Source organism: Microbacterium sp. PMB16 (assembly GCF_051294855.1).
Taxonomy (GTDB): domain Bacteria; phylum Actinomycetota; class Actinomycetes; order Actinomycetales; family Microbacteriaceae; genus Microbacterium.
The window spans coordinates 1,318,700-1,335,625 of record NZ_CP145908.1 but is presented as its reverse complement, the minus strand read 5'-3'; the positions used below and the strand labels follow the sequence as shown (position 1 = coordinate 1,335,625).

18 protein-coding genes are annotated in these 16,926 nt (G+C 68.7%); 11 read left to right on the top strand and 7 right to left on the bottom strand.

Translation table 11 applies throughout. The annotated features are described in order from the left end of the window. Positions 1 to 3: 3 nt before the first annotated feature. On the bottom strand, positions 4 to 990 hold the full coding sequence (locus V5D55_RS06390) for a LacI family DNA-binding transcriptional regulator (protein WP_435748539.1): 987 nt from the start codon (positions 988 to 990) through the stop codon (positions 4 to 6). A 67-nt stretch (positions 991 to 1,057) separates the two neighbouring features. Between V5D55_RS06390 and V5D55_RS06385 the strand changes: the two genes are divergently transcribed. The 8 genes from V5D55_RS06385 to V5D55_RS06350 all read left to right on the top strand — a co-directional run bounded on the left by V5D55_RS06385 (position 1,058) and on the right by V5D55_RS06350 (position 9,051). After that, positions 1,058 to 2,554: a mannitol dehydrogenase family protein gene (locus V5D55_RS06385; RefSeq protein ID WP_435748538.1), complete on the top strand. Its 1,497-nt coding sequence runs from the start codon at positions 1,058 to 1,060 to the stop codon at positions 2,552 to 2,554. After that, positions 2,551 to 3,555 carry an L-idonate 5-dehydrogenase gene (locus tag V5D55_RS06380; protein ID WP_435748537.1) on the top strand — a complete coding sequence of 335 codons (1,005 nt, stop codon included), beginning with the start codon at positions 2,551 to 2,553 and terminating at the stop codon, positions 3,553 to 3,555. Before V5D55_RS06385 ends, V5D55_RS06380 begins: the two co-directional genes overlap by 4 nt. Before the next feature lie 38 nt (positions 3,556 to 3,593). Beyond that, positions 3,594 to 4,988, top strand: coding sequence for an MFS transporter (locus V5D55_RS06375; RefSeq protein WP_435748536.1), 1,395 nt, complete (start codon positions 3,594 to 3,596; stop codon positions 4,986 to 4,988). Between the two features lie 61 nt (positions 4,989 to 5,049). Next, complete coding sequence (manD, locus tag V5D55_RS06370) at positions 5,050 to 6,276, top strand: D-mannonate dehydratase ManD (protein ID WP_435748535.1); 1,227 nt, start codon at positions 5,050 to 5,052, stop codon at positions 6,274 to 6,276. Further along, positions 6,266 to 6,910, top strand: a complete 645-nt coding sequence (locus V5D55_RS06365) for a bifunctional 4-hydroxy-2-oxoglutarate aldolase/2-dehydro-3-deoxy-phosphogluconate aldolase (RefSeq protein ID WP_435748534.1) — start codon at positions 6,266 to 6,268, stop codon at positions 6,908 to 6,910. The genes manD and V5D55_RS06365 overlap by 11 nt, the downstream gene beginning before the upstream one ends. Then, positions 6,907 to 7,860, top strand: a complete 954-nt coding sequence (locus V5D55_RS06360; protein ID WP_435748533.1) for a sugar kinase — start codon at positions 6,907 to 6,909, stop codon at positions 7,858 to 7,860. Before V5D55_RS06365 ends, V5D55_RS06360 begins: the two co-directional genes overlap by 4 nt. 44 nt (positions 7,861 to 7,904) lie before the next feature. Beyond that, on the top strand, positions 7,905 to 8,633 hold the full coding sequence (locus tag V5D55_RS06355; RefSeq protein WP_435748532.1) for a Pr6Pr family membrane protein: 729 nt from the start codon (positions 7,905 to 7,907) through the stop codon (positions 8,631 to 8,633). Next, positions 8,617 to 9,051 carry a protein-tyrosine phosphatase family protein gene (locus V5D55_RS06350; protein WP_435748531.1) on the top strand — a complete coding sequence of 145 codons (435 nt, stop codon included), beginning with the start codon at positions 8,617 to 8,619 and terminating at the stop codon, positions 9,049 to 9,051. Before V5D55_RS06355 ends, V5D55_RS06350 begins: the two co-directional genes overlap by 17 nt. A 7-nt stretch (positions 9,052 to 9,058) precedes the next feature. Here V5D55_RS06350 and V5D55_RS06345 read toward each other — a convergent pair whose 3' ends face one another. From V5D55_RS06345 to V5D55_RS06325, 5 genes are read right to left on the bottom strand one after another with little or no spacing between them, the layout of a single operon-like run. Further along, on the bottom strand, positions 9,059 to 9,592 hold the full coding sequence (locus V5D55_RS06345; protein WP_435748530.1) for a hypothetical protein: 534 nt from the start codon (positions 9,590 to 9,592) through the stop codon (positions 9,059 to 9,061). Positions 9,593 to 9,641: 49 nt separating this feature from the next. Further along, entirely contained in the window at positions 9,642 to 10,646 is a 1,005-nt protein-coding gene (locus V5D55_RS06340; RefSeq protein ID WP_435748529.1) for a hypothetical protein, read from the bottom strand. Next, on the bottom strand, positions 10,643 to 10,966 hold the full coding sequence (locus tag V5D55_RS06335; RefSeq protein ID WP_435748528.1) for a PadR family transcriptional regulator: 324 nt from the start codon (positions 10,964 to 10,966) through the stop codon (positions 10,643 to 10,645). The genes V5D55_RS06340 and V5D55_RS06335 overlap by 4 nt, the downstream gene beginning before the upstream one ends. 60 nt (positions 10,967 to 11,026) lie before the next feature. Next, positions 11,027 to 11,620, bottom strand: a complete 594-nt coding sequence (locus tag V5D55_RS06330; protein WP_435748527.1) for a GNAT family N-acetyltransferase — start codon at positions 11,618 to 11,620, stop codon at positions 11,027 to 11,029. A gap of 46 nt (positions 11,621 to 11,666) precedes the next feature. Beyond that, entirely contained in the window at positions 11,667 to 12,656 is a 990-nt protein-coding gene (locus V5D55_RS06325; RefSeq protein WP_435748526.1) for an aldo/keto reductase, read from the bottom strand. Between the two features lie 145 nt (positions 12,657 to 12,801). On the opposite strand from V5D55_RS06325, the gene V5D55_RS06320 reads away from it, so the two are divergent. Continuing rightward, positions 12,802 to 13,425, top strand: a complete 624-nt coding sequence (locus V5D55_RS06320; RefSeq protein WP_435748525.1) for a helix-turn-helix domain-containing protein — start codon at positions 12,802 to 12,804, stop codon at positions 13,423 to 13,425. After that, the gene (locus tag V5D55_RS06315; protein WP_435748524.1) at positions 13,422 to 14,636 is read left to right on the top strand and encodes a HipA domain-containing protein; all 1,215 of its coding nucleotides are present in this window, start codon (positions 13,422 to 13,424) and stop codon (positions 14,634 to 14,636) included. Before V5D55_RS06320 ends, V5D55_RS06315 begins: the two co-directional genes overlap by 4 nt. Positions 14,637 to 14,669: 33 nt before the next feature. Here the strand turns inward: V5D55_RS06315 and V5D55_RS06310 are convergent, their stop codons facing one another. Then, on the bottom strand, positions 14,670 to 15,377 hold the full coding sequence (locus tag V5D55_RS06310; protein WP_435748523.1) for a GntR family transcriptional regulator: 708 nt from the start codon (positions 15,375 to 15,377) through the stop codon (positions 14,670 to 14,672). Positions 15,378 to 15,562: 185 nt separating this feature from the next. Between V5D55_RS06310 and V5D55_RS06305 the strand changes: the two genes are divergently transcribed. Then, positions 15,563 to 16,909 carry an ABC transporter substrate-binding protein gene (locus V5D55_RS06305; RefSeq protein ID WP_435748522.1) on the top strand — a complete coding sequence of 449 codons (1,347 nt, stop codon included), beginning with the start codon at positions 15,563 to 15,565 and terminating at the stop codon, positions 16,907 to 16,909. Positions 16,910 to 16,926 lie beyond the last annotated feature (17 nt).

Genomic DNA, 16,926 nt, shown 5'->3' with positions numbered 1-16,926 from the left:
TCCTCAGGCGGCCGGCGCGGCGGTCGACGCGCGCACGATCAACTGCGATCCGAGCGTGACGACCTCGCTCTCTCCGCGACTCGACATCGCCTGGAGCAGGAGGTCGACGGCGAGTTCGCCGCTGCGCGCGATCGGCATCCGCACAGTGGTGAGGCCGGGGGTGACCGCGCCCGCGAGGTCGATGTCGTCGATGCCGACGATGCTGATGTCGGCGGGGCATCGGCGCCCGAGCTCGAGCATCCCCGCCTCGAGGCCGAGGGCGACGAGGTCGTTGTAGGCGACGACGGCCGTGGCGCCGCTCGCTGCGGCGAGCGCGGACGCAGCGCGGCCGCCCTGGATCGATGCCGCATGGTGGCTGAGGCGGGTGAGGCGGATGCCGTGCCGCTCGCACGCCCGCGCGATCGTGTCGGCTCGGCGTACGTCGGCCCAGGATCCCCGCGGACCGGACGCGTAGGCGATGTGCTTGTGGCCGAGGGCGACGAGGTGCTCGATCGCCTGCGACGGACCGTGCTCGGTGTCCATCAGCACGCAGGATGCTTCGTCGATCTGCCGGTTGATGACGACGTACGGCGTATCGCCGACGAGGGCGAGCACATCGGCGTCCGGCAGTCGGGGCGAGCACAGCAGCATCCCGTCGAGTTTGCGGGCCTGTTCGATCTGCTCCTGCTCGCGCCGGAGGTCTTCATCCGCGTCGAACAGCACGATGCGGTGGCGTCCGTGCCATGCCTGGCCCTGGATGGCCTTCAGGAGAGTCGCGTACACGGGGTTCGCGACGTCAGGCACGACGACGCCGAGGGTTCGCGTGGCGGTGGCCGAGAGCGGGGTCGCGTAGCCGAGATCGGTGGCCGCCTGCAGCACCCGGTCGAGTGTTCCGCCCGCGAGTCGATCCGGCTCACCGAAGGCGCGCGACGCGGTCGCGATGGACACGCCGGCCCGCCGTGCCACGTCGGTCAATGTCGCTGCCACGTTCGCCTTCCGATTCGTCGTCACTCTATGATCGTGCATCCTCGGTGTGAAACGGGTTGACAAGTTTGTACAACTGATACACACTTCTTACATGACGATCACCGCCGATCACTCCCGGCCCGAGCGTGCGGGCATCCTGCACCTCGGTCTCGGCAGCTTCCACCGGGCGCACCAGGCCGTCTACACCGCCGCTGCACACGCAGCATCCGGTGGCGACTGGGGAATCGTCGGAGTCGCCTCCCGCTCCCGCACGATCGTCGACGCGATGCACGCGCAAGACCTCCTCTACTCGGTCGCCACCATCGCTCCCGACAGCACCTCGCTCAGCGTTCCCGGAGTGCACACCGACGCCTTCGTCGGAGCGCAGCAGCCCGAGCGCGTCGTCGCACAGATCGCCGATTCCGGCATCCGCATCGTCACACTCACCGTCACCGAGAACGGCTACAGCTACTCCGCAGCCACCCAGCATCTCGACCTCGACGATCCCGTCGTCCGCACCGACCTCGACGGCGGCGCTCCGCGCTCGACGATCGGCCAGCTCGCACGCGGCCTACAGAGCCGCGCGATCGCCGGCGGAGCGCCGATCTCGATCCTCAGCTGCGACAACCTCTCGGCCAACGGCGCGCACACCGAGAAGCTCGTCCGCGAGTTCCTCCAGGCACTCCCCGGCAGCGAAGGCGCCGACGCGCTGACGTACCTCGACGGAGCCGTCTCGTTCCCCTCGAGCATGGTCGACCGCATCGTGCCGGCCACGACGCCCGAGCTGCGGGCCCGCGTCAGCGAACTGCTCGGCACACACGACGAGATCCCGGTACCCGCCGAACCGTTCACCATGTGGGCCATCGAAGACCGGTTCGCCGGCGGGCGTCCGGCGTGGGAAGCGGGCGGCGCGGTGTTCACCGACGAGGTCGGTCGCTACGAGCAGATGAAGGTGCGGCTCCTCAACGGCACACACTCGCTGATCGCCTACCTCGGCGCCCTCCACGGCGTCGGAACCATCCCCGAAGCGATCGGTCGCGATGACATCGCACGCGCCGCGCTCGCCGTGCTCCGCGAGGAGTACGAGCCGTCGATCACCGTCCCCTCCGGCGTCGACATCCGCGAGTACGAGAACCAGCTCTTCGAGCGCTGGGGTAACAGCGCTCTCGGTCACCGCACCAGCCAGGTCGGCACCGACGGCTCGGTCAAGCTGCGCCAGCGCATTCCCGAGCCCGCCCTGCAGGCGCTGGCACGCGGTGAGATGCCACACCTGATCGCACTCACCGTCGCCGGTTACCTGTCGTGCATCGCGCCGCTCACCGGCTTCGATCCCGGCGCGCATGCGGCGGCGATGACGGATGCTGCACGCGAGCGCCTCGCCCCCGTCGCAGCGACCGCACGCCACGGCCGCGACCTCGCCCGACGCGTCGTCGCCGAGCTGCAGCTCTTCGGCGACGGACTGGCCGGGCAGGACGCGTTCATCGACCGTGTCGGTGAGCTGATCGATACGATCCAGCGGCAGGGCGTCGGCTCAGCCATCCTCGATGCCGTCGCCGCATCGCAGACCACCAGCACGTCATTCACCAGCGCAGAGGAGTTGCAGCCATGAAGGCTCTCGCCATCCACGGCAAGGAAGACATCCGCTGGGAAGATCGCGAGGTCCCGGCTCCCGGCGACGGCGAGGTGCGCCTGCGGGTGAACTACGTCGGCATCTGCGGATCCGACCTGCACTACTACTTCCACGGGGCGAACGGCGAGTACACGATCCGCGAGCCGCTGACGCCCGGGCACGAGCTGTCCGGCGTCGTCGACCTCGACCCGTCGGGCCGCCTGGCTCCGGGCACGCCGGTCACCGTGCACCCCGCCCGCTATGGGCCGAGCATCCCCGGCCTGGAAGACCGACCGCACCTGCGTCCCGGCGGCGACTACTTCGGCAGCGCCGCGGCCGACCCGCACCGTCAGGGCGGAGCATCCGAGTTCCTGATCGTCGAAGAGGGCATGATCCGGGTGCTCCCGGAGTCGCTTCCGCTCGAGCGGGCCGCGCTCGCGGAGCCTCTCGCCGTCGCCATCCACGCGGTGGGTCTCGCCGGCGACATCAGCGGCAGGCGCGTGCTCGTGATCGGTTCCGGTCCCATCGGCCTGCTGGTCGTCGCCGCGGCCGTGCACGCCGGAGCATCCGTCGTCGGAGCGAGCGATCTGCGCCCCGAACCCCTCGACCGCGCACGGGCACTCGGCGCGACCGAGCTCTTCCTCGTCGGCGAGGACGCGATCGACGACGAGTCGTACGACGTCGTGTTCGAGTGCTCCGGCGTGGGGGTCTCGCTCACCCAGGCTGTCCGCGCCGCCCGACGCGCCGGCTCGATCGTGCAGGTCGGCATGCTCCCCAACGCCGACATCGGAGTGAACCTCGCTCCGATGCTCGCGAAGGAGCTGACGATCCGCGGCGCCTTCCGCTTCTCCACCGAGATCGACGATGCCGTCAGGATGCTGGCCGAATCCGACGCTCTCGACTCCGTCGTCTCCCATGTCGTCCCGGCATCCGACGCCGCCCGCGCCTTCGAGCTCGCTCGCGACTCATCTGCGTCGGCGAAGGTCCTGCTGGCTCTGTAGTCCCCACCCGCTGTTCCTGGTCCGAAGGAGTACCTCCCATGTCCGAATCCCAGACGACGGCTCCGACCGTCGACGATCCCGCCGCGAAGAGGTCGGTCCGCGACCTCGTGCGCGCCGCCGTCTCCGGATGGCTCGGCACCGCCCTCGAGTTCATGGACTACCAGCTGTACTCGCTGGCGGCCGCGCTCGTCTTCGCCGACCTGTTCTTCTCCGATGAGGACCCGGCCATCGCCGTTGTGGCTGCCATGGCAACGTACGGCGTCGGCTACGTCGCCCGCCCGGTCGGCGCGTTCTTCTTCGCCCGACTCGGTGACAAGACCGGCCGGACGAAGGTGCTGTTCTACACGATCCTCCTGATGGGGCTCGCGACCACCCTCATCGGCTTCCTCCCGACCTACAACCAGGTCGGCATCCTCGCTCCGATCCTGCTCGTCCTGCTCCGCATCGCACAGGGCTTCGGTGCCGGTGCCGAGATCTCCGGCGCCGGCGTCATGCTCGCCGAATACGCACCGGCGAAGCGCCGCGGCATCATCGCATCGCTCGTCGCCCTCGGCACGAACTGCGGCACGCTGCTCGCCTCCGGCATCTGGGCGATCCTCCTCGTCGCCTACAACGAGCAGGAGGTCATCGACTGGGCCTGGCGCATCCCCTTCATCGGCAGCGCGGTCATCATGCTCTTCGCGATCTGGGTGCGCTTCAACCTCAAGGAGACCCCCGTCTTCGAGGAGCGCGACGATGTCGTCGACGGCAAGGCGCTCTCCAAGCAGGAGGCCTTCGAGCTCGCCACCGAGACCGGCGACGTCCGCACCCTCGAGGCGATGCAGCGCAAGCCCATCAAGGCGTTCGCGATCGCCCTCATGCTGCGCTTCGGCCAGGCCGGCAACTCCGGCATGATCCAGACGTACCTCATCAGCTACATCACCGTGGTGCTGCTGCTGGACCGCTCGATCGGCGTCAACGCCGTGATCGTCTCCTCGCTCGTCGCCTTCATCACGGTGCCGCTCTCGGGCTGGCTCGGCGATCGCTTCGGTCGCAAGCGGATGTACCTGATCTGGTCGGTCATCGCGCTCATCATCATCGTCCCGACGATGCTCATGATCAGCAGCAAGGACACCGTGCAGGTCTTCGTCGGCTACGTCGTGCTGCACAACCTCGCGGTGATGAGCTTCGCGTCGCTGGAGAACCTGACCCTCCCGGAGCTGTTCGGCTCCCGCAACCGGTATACGTTCACCGCCATGGCTCGCGAGATCGCCGCGATCGTCGCGACGGGTGCCGGCCCGGTCATCGCCGCCGCGTGGGTCTCGGCCGTCACCGGCTCGTTCATCCCGATCATCATCATGCTCTTCATCTTCACGCTGAGCGCACTCATCGCGTCGATCTGGATGCCGGAGGTCGCCGGCCGCGATCTCACCGACCCGCGCGACGCGATCTGACAACCGACCCGGGGTGCGGCTGCCCGAACAGCCGCACCCCCCTTTTTCTTGAGGACTCATCATGGCCATCGAGCTCGTCGACGTCATCATCACCAGCCCCGGACGCAACTTCGTCACGCTCAAGATCACCACCTCCGACGGGATCGTCGGCTGGGGAGACGCCACGCTCAACGGGCGTGAGCTCGCGGTCGCGTCGTACCTCTCCGACCACGTCGCATCGACGCTGATCGGCCGCGACGAGGACCGGATCGAAGACACCTGGCAGTACCTGTACCGCGGGCCGTACTGGCGGCGCGGACCGGTCACGATGGCCGCGATCGCCGCGGTCGACATGGCGCTGTGGGACATCAAGGCCAAGAAGGCCGGGATGCCGCTGTACCAGCTGCTCGGCGGCGCGAGCCGCGAGGGCGTGCGGGTCTATGCCCACGCGTCCGGCACCGACTACGCCGCGCTGTCCAACGCGATCAAGGGATATGAGGAGCTCGGCTTCACCGCCGTGCGCGTGCAGACCGGCGTGCCCGGCCTTGGCCAGATCTACGGCGTCTCGGCGGCCGGCCCCGGTGTGCGCTACGACTACGAGCCCGCCAAGCGGTCGGGCGATCGCCCCACCGAGGAGACCTGGGACACCCGCAACTACCTCAACCACATGCCGGGCATCTTCTCGCAGATCCGCGAGGAGTTCGGCACCGACCTGCGCATCCTCCACGACGGACACCACCGGATGTCGCCGATCGAGGCGGCCCGATTCGCGAAGGACATCGAGCCCTACGACCTGTTCTGGCTCGAGGACTGCACTCCCGGCGAAGACCAGAGCGCGCTGCGCCTCGTGCGCCAGCACTCCACGACGCCGCTCGCGATCGGCGAGGTGTTCAACTCGGTCTTCGATTACCAGACCCTCATCACCGAGCGCCTGATCGACTACGTGCGTTCCGCCGTCACGCACACCGGTGGCATCACGGCCATGAAGAAGCTGCTCGACTTCGCGGCGATCTACGGCATCAAGTCGGGCATCCACGGGCCCACCGACATCTCGCCCGTCGGGATGGCCGCTGCCCTGCATCTCGACCTCGCGATCCACAACTTCGGCATCCAGGAGTACATGCCGCACAATGCCCAGACTCTCGAGGTGTTCCAGACATCGTTCACTTTCGACAAGGGCTTCCTGCACCCGGGCGAGCAGCCCGGGCTCGGAGTCGAACTCGACGAGGAAGCCGCGGCGGGCCACGAATACACGAAGGCGTACCTGCCGGTGAACCGTCTGCTAGACGGAACGATCCATGACTGGTGAGGTCCGCCGGGTCGCGCTGCCCTCGCGAACGGTCGCCTCGCGTCTGATCGTGGTGGCCCGCGCCGAACGTGCCGAGGACTACGACCCGGTGCTCGACGTGCTTCTCGATGCCGGCATCCGCAGTGTCGAGCTCACGCTCACCACTCCCGGGACCTTCGACCGCCTCCCGCATCTGCTCGCGCAGTACGACGCGGTCGCAGACCTCGGCGTGGGCACGGTGACGAACACGACCGATCTGGGTCGTGCCATCGACGCGGGTGCCCGCTACGTCGTGACGCCGGTCACCTCTGCGGCGTTCGTGGAGCAGTCGACGGATGCCGGTGTGTCCATCGTTCCGGGCGGCCTCACGCCGACCGAGCTGTTCGCGTCGTGGTCGGCGGGTGCGTCGGCGGTCAAGATCTTCCCGGCCGGGCAGGTCGGACCGGGCTACCTCAAGGATCTGCGGGGCCCCTTCCCCGACATCGAGGTCGTCCCCTCCGGCGGCGTCGACCTGGCGGGAGCTGCAGAGTGGCTGGCGGCCGGTGCTGCTGCCGTCAGCGTGGGAGGTCCTCTGCTCGGTGACGCCTTCCGCGGCGGCGACCTCGCGGCGCTCCGCGACCGCGCGCAGGCATTCGTCGAGGTCTGCGCGCGGTGACCGCACCTTCTGTCGTCACTCTCGGTGAGACCATGGCGCTCGTGCGCACGACCGAGATCGGATCACTCCGTCATGCGCACGGTCTGGTCATGGGCATCGGCGGCGCAGAGAGCAACGTCGCTATCGGTCTCGCCCGCCTCGGGGTGCCCGTCTCCTGGCTCGGTCGGGTGGGTGACGATTCGATGGGCGAGCGTGTGGTGCGCGAGGTCCGCGCCGAGGGCGTGGACGTGCGTGCGGTGACGGATGCGGATGCCGCGACCGGCCTCATGGTGAAGGAACGGCCGTCCGCGTCGTCGACCGCTGTGCACTACTACCGCGCCGGTTCGGCGGGATCGCGCGTCCGCGCGGACGACGTCCCCGACGGCTGGGTCGAGCGTGCGGCGCTTCTGCACGTCACCGGGATCACACCGCTGCTGTCCGAGTCGGCGCGAGCGGCCGTGCACGCCGCGATCTACCGGGCGAAGGATGCCGGCGTGACCGTGAGCTTCGACATCAACTACCGGTCCGCGCTCGCGCCGGCGGCCGTCGCCGGCCCCGTGCTGCGCGAGATCGCCGAGCGCGCCGACATCGTGTTCGGCGGCGAGGACGAGTTCGCGATCCTGTATCCGGATGCCGCGCCTGCTGAGACCGCGAGCCGCCTGCGTGACGCGGGCTGCGCCACCACGGTTCTCAAACGCGGACCCGAGGGGGCCTCGGTGTTCCTCGGAGACGCCGTGATCTCCGCATCCGGATTCTCGATCGACCCCGTCGACACCGTCGGTGCGGGCGACGCGTTCGTCGCGGGCTATCTGAGCGCGCTGCTCGACGGCCTCGACGTCGACGCGACTCTGCGACGCGCGAACGCCTGCGGCGCGATGGCGTGCCTCGTGCCCGGCGACTGGGAGGCAGCGCCGACGTTGCGCGAGCTCGCGCGGTTCGCCGACGGGGATGCGGACCCGGTACGGCGCTGATCGTTCACCGGCGGACTGATAGCCGCTCGGCCTAAACTCGATCGATGCCTGAATCCCCGCGAAATCCCCCGTTCGCGCGCGCTGCGGTGAACACTCGCCCCGTCGCGTTGGCCTTTCGGCTCATCGCGCTCGCCGTCATCCTCACCGGAATCATCCGCTACTCCGAGGTGCTGTCCGGGGTGCCGGACTGGTCGACGCTGCTGTTCTACACGATGCTCAGCAACCTGCTCTGCCTGGCGTGGATGCTGATGCTCGTGGTCCGCACCATCGTCGACCTCCGTCACCGAGGCGCCTCCGGCACGTCGACGCCGAGTCCGCGCTGGAGCGGGGCGGTGATGATGGCGATCACCGTGACGATGCTGATCTATCTGGTCGTCCTGGTGCCGACGAGGGTCGCAGACGGCGACGGCGACATCTTCTCCCTCACCGACACCCTCATCCACGTCGTCACCCCGTGCCTGCTCATCCTCGACTGGCTCCTCTTCGTGCCGAAGGGCGCATTCCGGTGGGCCGATCCGCTGCGGTGGACGCTCATCCCCTACGCGTATCTGGCGTTCGCATTCGCATTCGGGGCTGTGGGCGGAGAGTTCACACCGGGCCAGAAGTATCCCTACCCGTTCATGAATGTAGACGCCCTCGGGATCGGCGGGGTGGCTCTGTGGCTCGTCGCGCTGACGGTCGCGCTGATCGTCGTGGGTTTCATCTATGTGCTGGTCGACCGGGCGCTCGCGGCTCTCGGGCGGGCACAATTGTCGGGTGACCTGGACGACTGATCTTCCCGGCGTCGTCGCCCTCCCGGGCGGTCGGCTCGTGCGCGGGCGCGCGCTGCGGAACGGCCCGGTCGCCGACGGCCCGGCGCCGACGCTCGGGCTCTACCTGACCACGAAGCCGCACCACGAAGCGGGCTGGGAGTCGCACTGGGTGCGTTGGCCCGACTTCCGTCTCCCCACGGCGCCCACCGACGCGATAGCCGCCCTCCGGATGATCCACGAGCGCTCGGCCGACGAGCGGGTCGAGATCGCGTGCGGCGGAGGTCGCGGGCGCACCGGCACCGCGATCGCGCTTCTCGCCCGGTTCGCGGGCGTCCCGGCATCCGACGCCGTGGCGTGGACGCGGGCGCACTATCGCGCAGGAGCGGTCGAGACGCCCTGGCAACGGCGGTTCGTCCGAGACGTCGACCTCGAGGCCTGAAGGGCGGTCAGCCGATTCGGACGAGCGAGACCGCGAAGATGCTCGGTGCACCCTCGAGGTCGAGCTGCACTCGCAGCCCCGTGCGGGTGGTCGTCACGTCGAAGACGACGCCTCCGTTCGTGCACTCGAGTGGATCTGCTGCTCCCTCGCCGTCCAGCTCGCCCGCGGTGACGGTGATCTCTCCGTCCCCTCGACAGGCCAGGTGCGCTTGGAAGAGACCCGGTTCGAGCGACTGGAACGTCGACATCTGATGGCCGGAGTTCTCTCCCAACCAGCCGGACAGTCCGCCGACGTAGCCAGAGGCACCAGAGTCAGGCACCGCCGTCCCGGCCCAGGCCGGGATCTCATCGACAGCAAGAGGCAGCAGCGCCTCATCCGCCCGAGAGGCCGCATCCGGATCGGGCGAGACCGACGGCTCGACGCTCGACGTCGGCGACGGGGTCGAGGCAACCTCGGGATCTGTCCGGGCCTCTGTGCACGCGGTGAGAATCACACCCGACACCAGGAGCGCGCCGACCGTCATCGACCTTCCGATTCGCATGCGTCCCACGGTACGTGCTCCGTTCCGCTGGCGCTCCCGACGCGCGGACTCAGCTTTCCAGCGGCTCGGGGCGCTCAAGGCCGGCGTACGGTTCGAGCCGGCGCTCGAACTCGGCGCGGTCGGCGGCGGGCAGCAGTCCGTTGGCCCCGTAGGTGAACGAGATCGAGTTGCCCAGCCAGCCGTGCTCCTCGGAGCTCTCGAACTGCTCGGCGAAGCGGCCATCGTGGTCGAGTGAGAGGTCCTGCATCGAGAACATGATCCACTGACCGGTCGGCCCCTGCAGCATCCCCGACACGAGCACCATCTCTTCGGGAGTGGCGCCCCCGTAGCTCTCGACGATGTCGGCCTCGGTCATGTAGCCGGCTTCGTAGTCGAACGACAGGTCGGCGTAGCCGTGGTTCGCTGCGACGTCGGCGATGACCGCCAGCATCCGCTCTTTCTCATCCCAGGTCGCGGGCACCGAGGTGGACAGCCGGCTCTGCACGTTGAGGACGCGGAGCATGGAGGCACCGCCGTAGTAGTTCTGTGCGGGGAACGAGACCTGCCCCTCGTTCACCGCTGGCGCGGGTGCCCACTCCAGGCCGAACTCGGCTGCGAGTGCGGCTTCGATCTCCTCCAGGAGCGCGCGTCCCGTCTCTTCGCCCTCTTCGAGCGTCGGACCGGCGAGCACGTCTTCGGGCTCGAGTTCGGGGATGCCGGGGTAGTCGCGCCAGAACACCTCGCGGTCCCCGTTCTCGCCGGACTCGACGGTGACCACTCCTCGCGCGTTGGAGACGAGCATCACGGCGTAGGCCGCCGCCGGAGCTGCCACCACGACGACTCCGACCCCGATCGCGACGACGGCCAGCGCACGGCGCGGGGTGAACGCGGCACGCCGCACCCGCGCCCCCTCGGACAGCGCCGCGCGCAGGGCGCCGAGCGCCACCTGCGAGCGCGGGATGCCGAGCTCTTCCGCGCCCGCGAGGTCGGCGAGCCATTCTTCGCGTCGCTCTGCACGGCGCGCACGGGGCAGCAGACCGGCAGCGAGCCGGACGAGGGTCTCAGACCCGTTCATCCGGAGATCCCGTACGCGAGGCGTGGTGTCGGTACGCCGATCGGGCGTCGCGCCCGGGCGGCGAGCAGTGCGGCGGCTTCGATGCGTCCCTCGTCGGTCAGCCGGTAGTAGCGACGGCGCGGGCCCGAGTGGTCGGACTCCCCCTCCCACTCGCCGATGATCCACCCGAGGTCCTCGAGTCGCGACAGGATCGGATAGACCGTGCCGGGAGCGCGCTCCGCACCCTTGGCGAGCGCGAGCCCCCAGACCGGGGCAGCGGATCCGACGAGGACCTGCAGCACGTCGAGGGTCGGCTCGGTGACGCGGGTGAGCTTGGTCATGCGGCTTATTCTATATATAAAGAACAAGAAAGCCAGGGCGGATGCCGATTCACCCCCGGGCTATCCCAGGGCGATCAGTCGCGCGAGCAGCTCGGGATCCAGCGGCCGGTCGCTGTAGACGCGTCGCACGAGACCCGAGGTCTGTGGATCGTCGGCAGGCGCATCGCCCTCCCACACGAGCGACAGACCTGAGCGCTCGAGAGTGCGCCAGGAGGCGGAGTTGCGGGTGAGTGTGCGCCCGGTGACCGGAACATCCGGGTGCGCGACGAGCGCCGCAGCGAGGGCGACCCTGCCGAGTTCCGCCGCGAATCCGTGCCCCCACGACGCCGGAGTCAGCCGGAATCCGAGATTCCACGCCGGCACCGCCGGGTTCCGGATCGCGACGCCGCCGAGCCCGATGACCGCACCAGCGGGCAGTGCGTCGAGCGGCGACCTCAGCCGCACAGCCCACCACCCGAGTCCACGGTCCCGCCACGATCGCGCGTAGCCGTCGACCAGGCTCTGCGTCTCCGCGAGATCCGCATCGATCGCGCCGGGAAGGTGCTCCCAGGTCGCCGGGTCGGATTGAATCCGGAACAGCGCCTCGACCAACTCGGGCGAGGCATCGTCGAGCGGCTCGAGGATCAGGCGTTCGGTCAGGGTCTCGGCAGGCATCCCCTCACGGTAGCCCCGGGGACCGACGCCGGCATCGGCCCGCGGCTCAGAACCCCTCCGCCTCCCGGGGCGTGTAGGCGCTCTCGAGCTGCTTCCGCTCCACATCGTCGAGACGGATGCCGACGGCGGCGACCGCATCGTCGATGTGCTGCGCCTTCGTGGCGCCGACGATCGGCGCGGTGACGGCCGCCTGCTGGGCGACCCAGGCGAGCGCGATCTGCGCGCGGGAGACGCCACGTTCCGCGGCGACGCGGGCGACGGCCTCGACGATGGCCCGGTTGGAGTCCTCTTCGCGGCGGTAGAGCGTCGCGCCGAACTCGTCGGTCGCCGTCCTCGCGGTCGTCTCGTCCCAGTCGCGGGTCACGCGTCCGCGCGCGAGCGGCGACCACGGCAGCACGCCGACCCCGGAGTCGAGGCAGAACGGATGCATCTCGCGCTCTTCCTCCCGCTGCAGCAGGTTGTACTGGTCCTGCATCGAGACGAACGGTGTCCATCGGTTCTGCACAGCCGCATGCTGCGCCTTCGCGAACTGCCACGTCCACATCGACGACGCCCCGATGTAGCGGGCCTTCCCCGAGCGGACGACGTCGTGCAGCGCCTCCATCGTCTCCTCGATCGGCGTCTCCGGATCCCAGCGGTGGATCTGGTAGAGGTCGACGTAGTCGGTGCCGAGGCGACGAAGGCTCGCGTCGATGCCGGAGAGGATGTGTGCACGGCTGAGCCCGGCCTGATTCGCACCCGAACCCATGCGTCCATGCACCTTCGTGGCGATGACGACCTCGTCGCGCTGCGCGAAGTCGGCGAGCGCGCGCCCCACGAACTCCTCGCTGGTGCCGTCGGAGTACACGTCGGCGGTGTCGAACGTCGTGACGCCGGCCTCGAGCGCCTGCCGGATGAGCGGCCTGCTGCTCTCCTCGTCGAGCGACCAACCATGCGTGCCACGATCCGGGGCGCCGAAGCTCATGCAGCCGAGGACCACGGGCGAGATCCGGAGGCCGGATTTCCCCAGCCGTACGTTGTCGGTCGTCTCGATCATCGTGATGCTCCCTCGCCGGTCCGTGTGCGCAGCGCGCGTCAGGTCCAGCCTCGCACCTTTCCCGCGACGCGTGCGCGATCAGCGCCCGATCGACGGACCGCTCCCAACGGTACCCTTGTGTGATTCCCTGCGGTACCCTTGTGTGATGAACGTCATCGAGGCGGCAACGCACCTCGGCGTCAGCCCGCGCCGAGTTCGTGCGCTCATCACCGAGGGTCGCATCCCCGCGCGGCGCGTCGGCCGCGAGTGGGAGATCGATGACGTGCCTTCGCTTCGCACGCGTCGACCGCTGTCGCACCGATCGCGCGACCAATTGGCGAAAGCCATCCATTCGCGCTCCCTGCAAGGACTGACCGGGCAGGAGCGCGCCCGCGTCGCCGAGCGGCTGCACCTCCTGAGAACGAGCAGCGATCCCGCCGTCGTCCTGCTCGACTGGTGGGGCGGGCTTGCCGACGAGAACGACGCGTACGTGCAGAACCTGTTGGAGCGCGCACTCGCCGGTGACTCCCTCGGGGTGCGGGATTCGCTTCGCCGACGTCAGCCCGCGTACCTCGCGACGACAGCCCGATTGGCCGACCGCGTCGCCACCGAGCGCGCCGTGCACCGTTTCACACGAGAACGGCTCGCACGAGAAGCAGGGGTGCCGGTCGCGATCGTGCGCCAGATCGAACGGGGCAGCGCGACGCCGACTCCTGGTCCCGTTCGCCGGGTCCTGCGCACCCTGGATGTCACTCCCAGCGCACTTCCTCCGCTGGGAGTCGCCTCGTGACCGAGCGCCTCGAGGCGTGGTTCGAAGGTGCCCACGCCGGGACATTCGAGTTTCACCCGGGCGAGCCCGTCACGTTCATCTACGACCACAGCGCTCCCCCGACGCCGATTTCGCTGTCTCTTCCGCGCGATCGTCCGGCAACGGCGCGAGCAGCAGGCAACTTCCTCGAGAACCTGTTGCCCGACCATGCCCGCACGCGAGACCGCATGGCCGCAGCGTACGGAGCGCCCAGCCCACGGACGTTCGATCTGCTCCTCGCCGCGGGAGGCGATGTGGCCGGAGGCGTGGTCTTCAGTGCTGACAGCGATCACCCGCCGACGACCTCGCGCGCATTGAGTCCGGCGGACGTAGAAGACATCGCGACGCGCATCGCGGCCATCAAGCGCGATCAGGACGATTGGGTCCCCCGCGGCACTCTGACCCGGTTCTCACTCGCGGGCACGCAGGGAAAGTTCTCGCTCGCCAAGATCGACAGCGACTGGTATTGGTCGAATTCGGGCGTGCCATCCAGCCACATCCTCAAGCCAGGGCGCGACGATCTGCGCAACGTCGAGAGCGCCGAGACGTCCGCGCTGGCATTGGCCCGACGCGTAGGTATCGACGCCGTGAACGCAGAGGTGCGGACGTTCATCGACCAGACGGTCTTCGTCACCGAGCGCTTCGATCGCGTGCTCGACGGAAGCACCCATCGTCGGCTCCACTCGGAAGACCTCGCTCAGGCCTTGGGCGAGGGGCCAGACCGCAAGTACACGGTGCAGATGAAAACCATCGCCTCCCTTCTGCGGTCCGTCGACGGCGGCGATCGCCTCACTCGAGAGCTGCTCCGGCAGGTCGCGTTCAACGTGTTGATCGGCAACGCCGACGCGCACGCCAAGAACTACTCGTTGATGCTGCGCCCGGATGCCGTCACGCTCGCGCCTCTCTACGATGCGGTGCCGGTCGGACTGTATCCCTCGTTCGACCAGAAGCTCGCGATGAAGATCGGAGGGGCCCGGCATCCGGCAGCGGCACGACCGAACCTGTGGCGAAAGCTGGCCCGCACCATCGAGATCGATGAAGACGAGATGCTCTCACTGGTGTCCGATGTCGCGCGGCGGGTGGGCGAACACAACGAGACCGCCTGGGACTCGCTCGACGAGGGGCAAGCACGCACTCTTCGCGACAGCATCCGCCGCCACGTCGACGTCGCGCTCGAAGCCCCAGCGCCGTAGAGGGCGAGTCCCCGCCGCTAGAATCCTCGAAGGCTACGAGGCTCCCTGATCCTCCGGTTCGATCAGCAGTTCGTACAGATCGCCGCGATAGATGGATCGCGTGATCTCGGCAACGCGCCCGTCGGCCAGGCTCCCTCGCGCGATGACCTGCAGGCACGGTTGATCCACGGTGATGCCCAGCAGCTCCGCCTCGCGAGGAGTCGGCAGCACGGCGGCCACCCGGGATGACGCGCGAGTGAGGTGCACGTCGTAGCGGCGGCGGAGGATCTCGTACAGCGACCCGGTTAGATCGTTTCCGAGCATGTTGGGGAAGAGTTCGGCCGGCAGGCGGGAGCTGTCGATGCTGAGCGGGGTGTCGTCGCCGAAGCGCAGTCGCTCCACGGTGTAGACGGATGCGGATGACTCGATGCCGAAGTCTGCGGCCACGTCCGCCCCCGCGGCGGCGACGCCCGCGGAGAGCACTTCGGCGCGGGCGGTTCGGCCGGCGGCCCGCATCGAATCAGTGAACGACGCGAGCGTCATCCGCTTGGTCAGGGACGGTTCGGCGACGAACGTGCCCTTGCCGCGGATGCCGACGATGCGCTTCGCGTTGATGAGAGCTTCGAGCGCGCGCCGGACCGTCATCGACGACACGCTGAAGCGTGCGGCGAGCTGCTGTTCCGTCGGCAGCTGGTCCCCCGCGCGCATCTCGGCGATCTCGGCAGACAGCTCCTTCAGCACCACCTCGTATTTGGCAGCCACGTTCCCCTCCCTCCGCGTGAATCGTCAGGTTCATGACTATCACGCATCCGCCGCCCAGCCGCTCGAAACGATGATTGCGGTTCGTCGGCGGACGGTGTAACTTCCTTGTAACCCTAGGGTGCTACATCTACCCTATGGTAATCAAGACCCTTTCCGAATGCACCATGTTCCAACGGAGGATTTCCATGAGCGCTGCAACACCCGCCCGCTCGCGTGCACCGCGGCTCGCCGTCCGCATCGGCGCCGGACTCGTCGGCCTCTCGACCGCAGCCGCCGGCATGACCGCGTGCGCCCCGGCCGACTCGAACGGAGAAGGAGGCGGCAGCGGTCAGACGATCAACGTGCTCGCCGAGGACATCTCCTACACAGACAACTGGAAGGAGCTCCTTCCCCAGTTCGAGGAGGAGACCGGCATCAAGGTCAACATCGAGACCGTGCCGTACAGCGACCAGGCCGCGAAGATCCTGCTCAACTTCAGCCAGAAGTCCAGCGACTACGACGTCGTGTTCACCGACAACACCTACGGCACCGGATACTTCGAGTCCGGCTACGTCGACGACCTCACGAAGTACGAGAAGGACGGATCCGACTTCGTCGCACTCGACGACTTCTACCAGCCGTACATCGCGCCCATGCAGAAGGACGGCGCGACCTTCGGCCTCCCGGTGTACGGCGAGAGCACCTGGCTGATGTACCGCACCGACCTGTTCGAGGAATACGGCATCGACGGTCCGCCCACCACGATGGACGAGCTCGAAGCGGCGGCGAAGACGATCAGCGAGGGTTCGGGCGGCGAGGTCGCCGGCATCACGCTGCGCGGAGCGCCCGGCATCCAGAGCGTCTACCCGTGGGCCGGGTTCCTCCGTGCCTTCGGCGGCGACTTCTACGACGGCGACGAGCTGGCCGTCGACTCGGCCGAGGCCGTGGAGGCCACGCAGTTCTGGGCCGACCTGCTCACCGAATACGGCCCCTCCGGCGTCGGCAACTTCGACTGGGAGCAGAACCGCATCGCGTTCACGCAGGGCACCGCCGCCATGACGATCGACGCCACGGCGAACGGTCCGTTCAACGAGGACACCGCCGCCAGCGTCATCGCCGGCAAGGTCGGCTACGCGCCGATCCCGTACGCGATCTCCGACCCGCCCGAGAGCGGCAACACCGACAACTCGCTCAACGTGCACGCGCTGTACCTGAGCTCCTTCTCGCAGAAGAAGGAGGCCGCCTACAAATTCATGGCGTGGGCGACCGGTCAGGACGTGCAGAGCAACGCGGTCGACACCACCGAGGCGGTCGGCGTCACGCTGAACGCGGTGCTCGAGAGCCCGGAGTACGCCGAGAAGTACGGCCCCTTCAAGGAGGCGCTGCTGGCACAGCTCGCGACGGGCAACGTCGACTACCTGCCCGCCGGGACCGACGCGAACGCGATCATCACCGAGGTCGGACAGGCGCTCTCCCGCACGCTCGCCGGGGAGGCGAGCGCGAAAGACGCGCTGACCGCCGCCCAGGAAGCGCTCAAGACCCAGCTGGGCTGACCCCGAACGCCGGAACG

Bases quoted from the DNA above. Each gene is read 5' to 3' on its own strand.
- V5D55_RS06345 (WP_435748530.1), bottom strand. From the start codon at position 9,592: ATGCGAATCGGAAGGTCGATGACGGTCGGCGCGCTCCTGGTGTCGGGT.
- V5D55_RS06340 (WP_435748529.1), bottom strand. From the start codon at position 10,646: ATGAACGGGTCTGAGACCCTCGTCCGGCTCGCTGCCGGTCTGCTGCCC.
- V5D55_RS06355 (WP_435748532.1), top strand. From the start codon at position 7,905: ATGCCTGAATCCCCGCGAAATCCCCCGTTCGCGCGCGCTGCGGTGAAC.
- V5D55_RS06365 (WP_435748534.1), top strand. From the start codon at position 6,266: ATGACTGGTGAGGTCCGCCGGGTCGCGCTGCCCTCGCGAACGGTCGCC.
- V5D55_RS06385 (WP_435748538.1), top strand. From the start codon at position 1,058: ATGACGATCACCGCCGATCACTCCCGGCCCGAGCGTGCGGGCATCCTG.
- V5D55_RS06305 (WP_435748522.1), top strand. From the start codon at position 15,563: ATGAGCGCTGCAACACCCGCCCGCTCGCGTGCACCGCGGCTCGCCGTC.
- manD (WP_435748535.1), top strand. From the start codon at position 5,050: ATGGCCATCGAGCTCGTCGACGTCATCATCACCAGCCCCGGACGCAAC.
- V5D55_RS06380 (WP_435748537.1), top strand. From the start codon at position 2,551: ATGAAGGCTCTCGCCATCCACGGCAAGGAAGACATCCGCTGGGAAGAT.
- V5D55_RS06330 (WP_435748527.1), bottom strand. From the start codon at position 11,620: ATGCCTGCCGAGACCCTGACCGAACGCCTGATCCTCGAGCCGCTCGAC.
- V5D55_RS06335 (WP_435748528.1), bottom strand. From the start codon at position 10,966: ATGACCAAGCTCACCCGCGTCACCGAGCCGACCCTCGACGTGCTGCAG.
- V5D55_RS06325 (WP_435748526.1), bottom strand. From the start codon at position 12,656: ATGATCGAGACGACCGACAACGTACGGCTGGGGAAATCCGGCCTCCGG.
- V5D55_RS06320 (WP_435748525.1), top strand. From the start codon at position 12,802: ATGAACGTCATCGAGGCGGCAACGCACCTCGGCGTCAGCCCGCGCCGA.
- V5D55_RS06375 (WP_435748536.1), top strand. From the start codon at position 3,594: ATGTCCGAATCCCAGACGACGGCTCCGACCGTCGACGATCCCGCCGCG.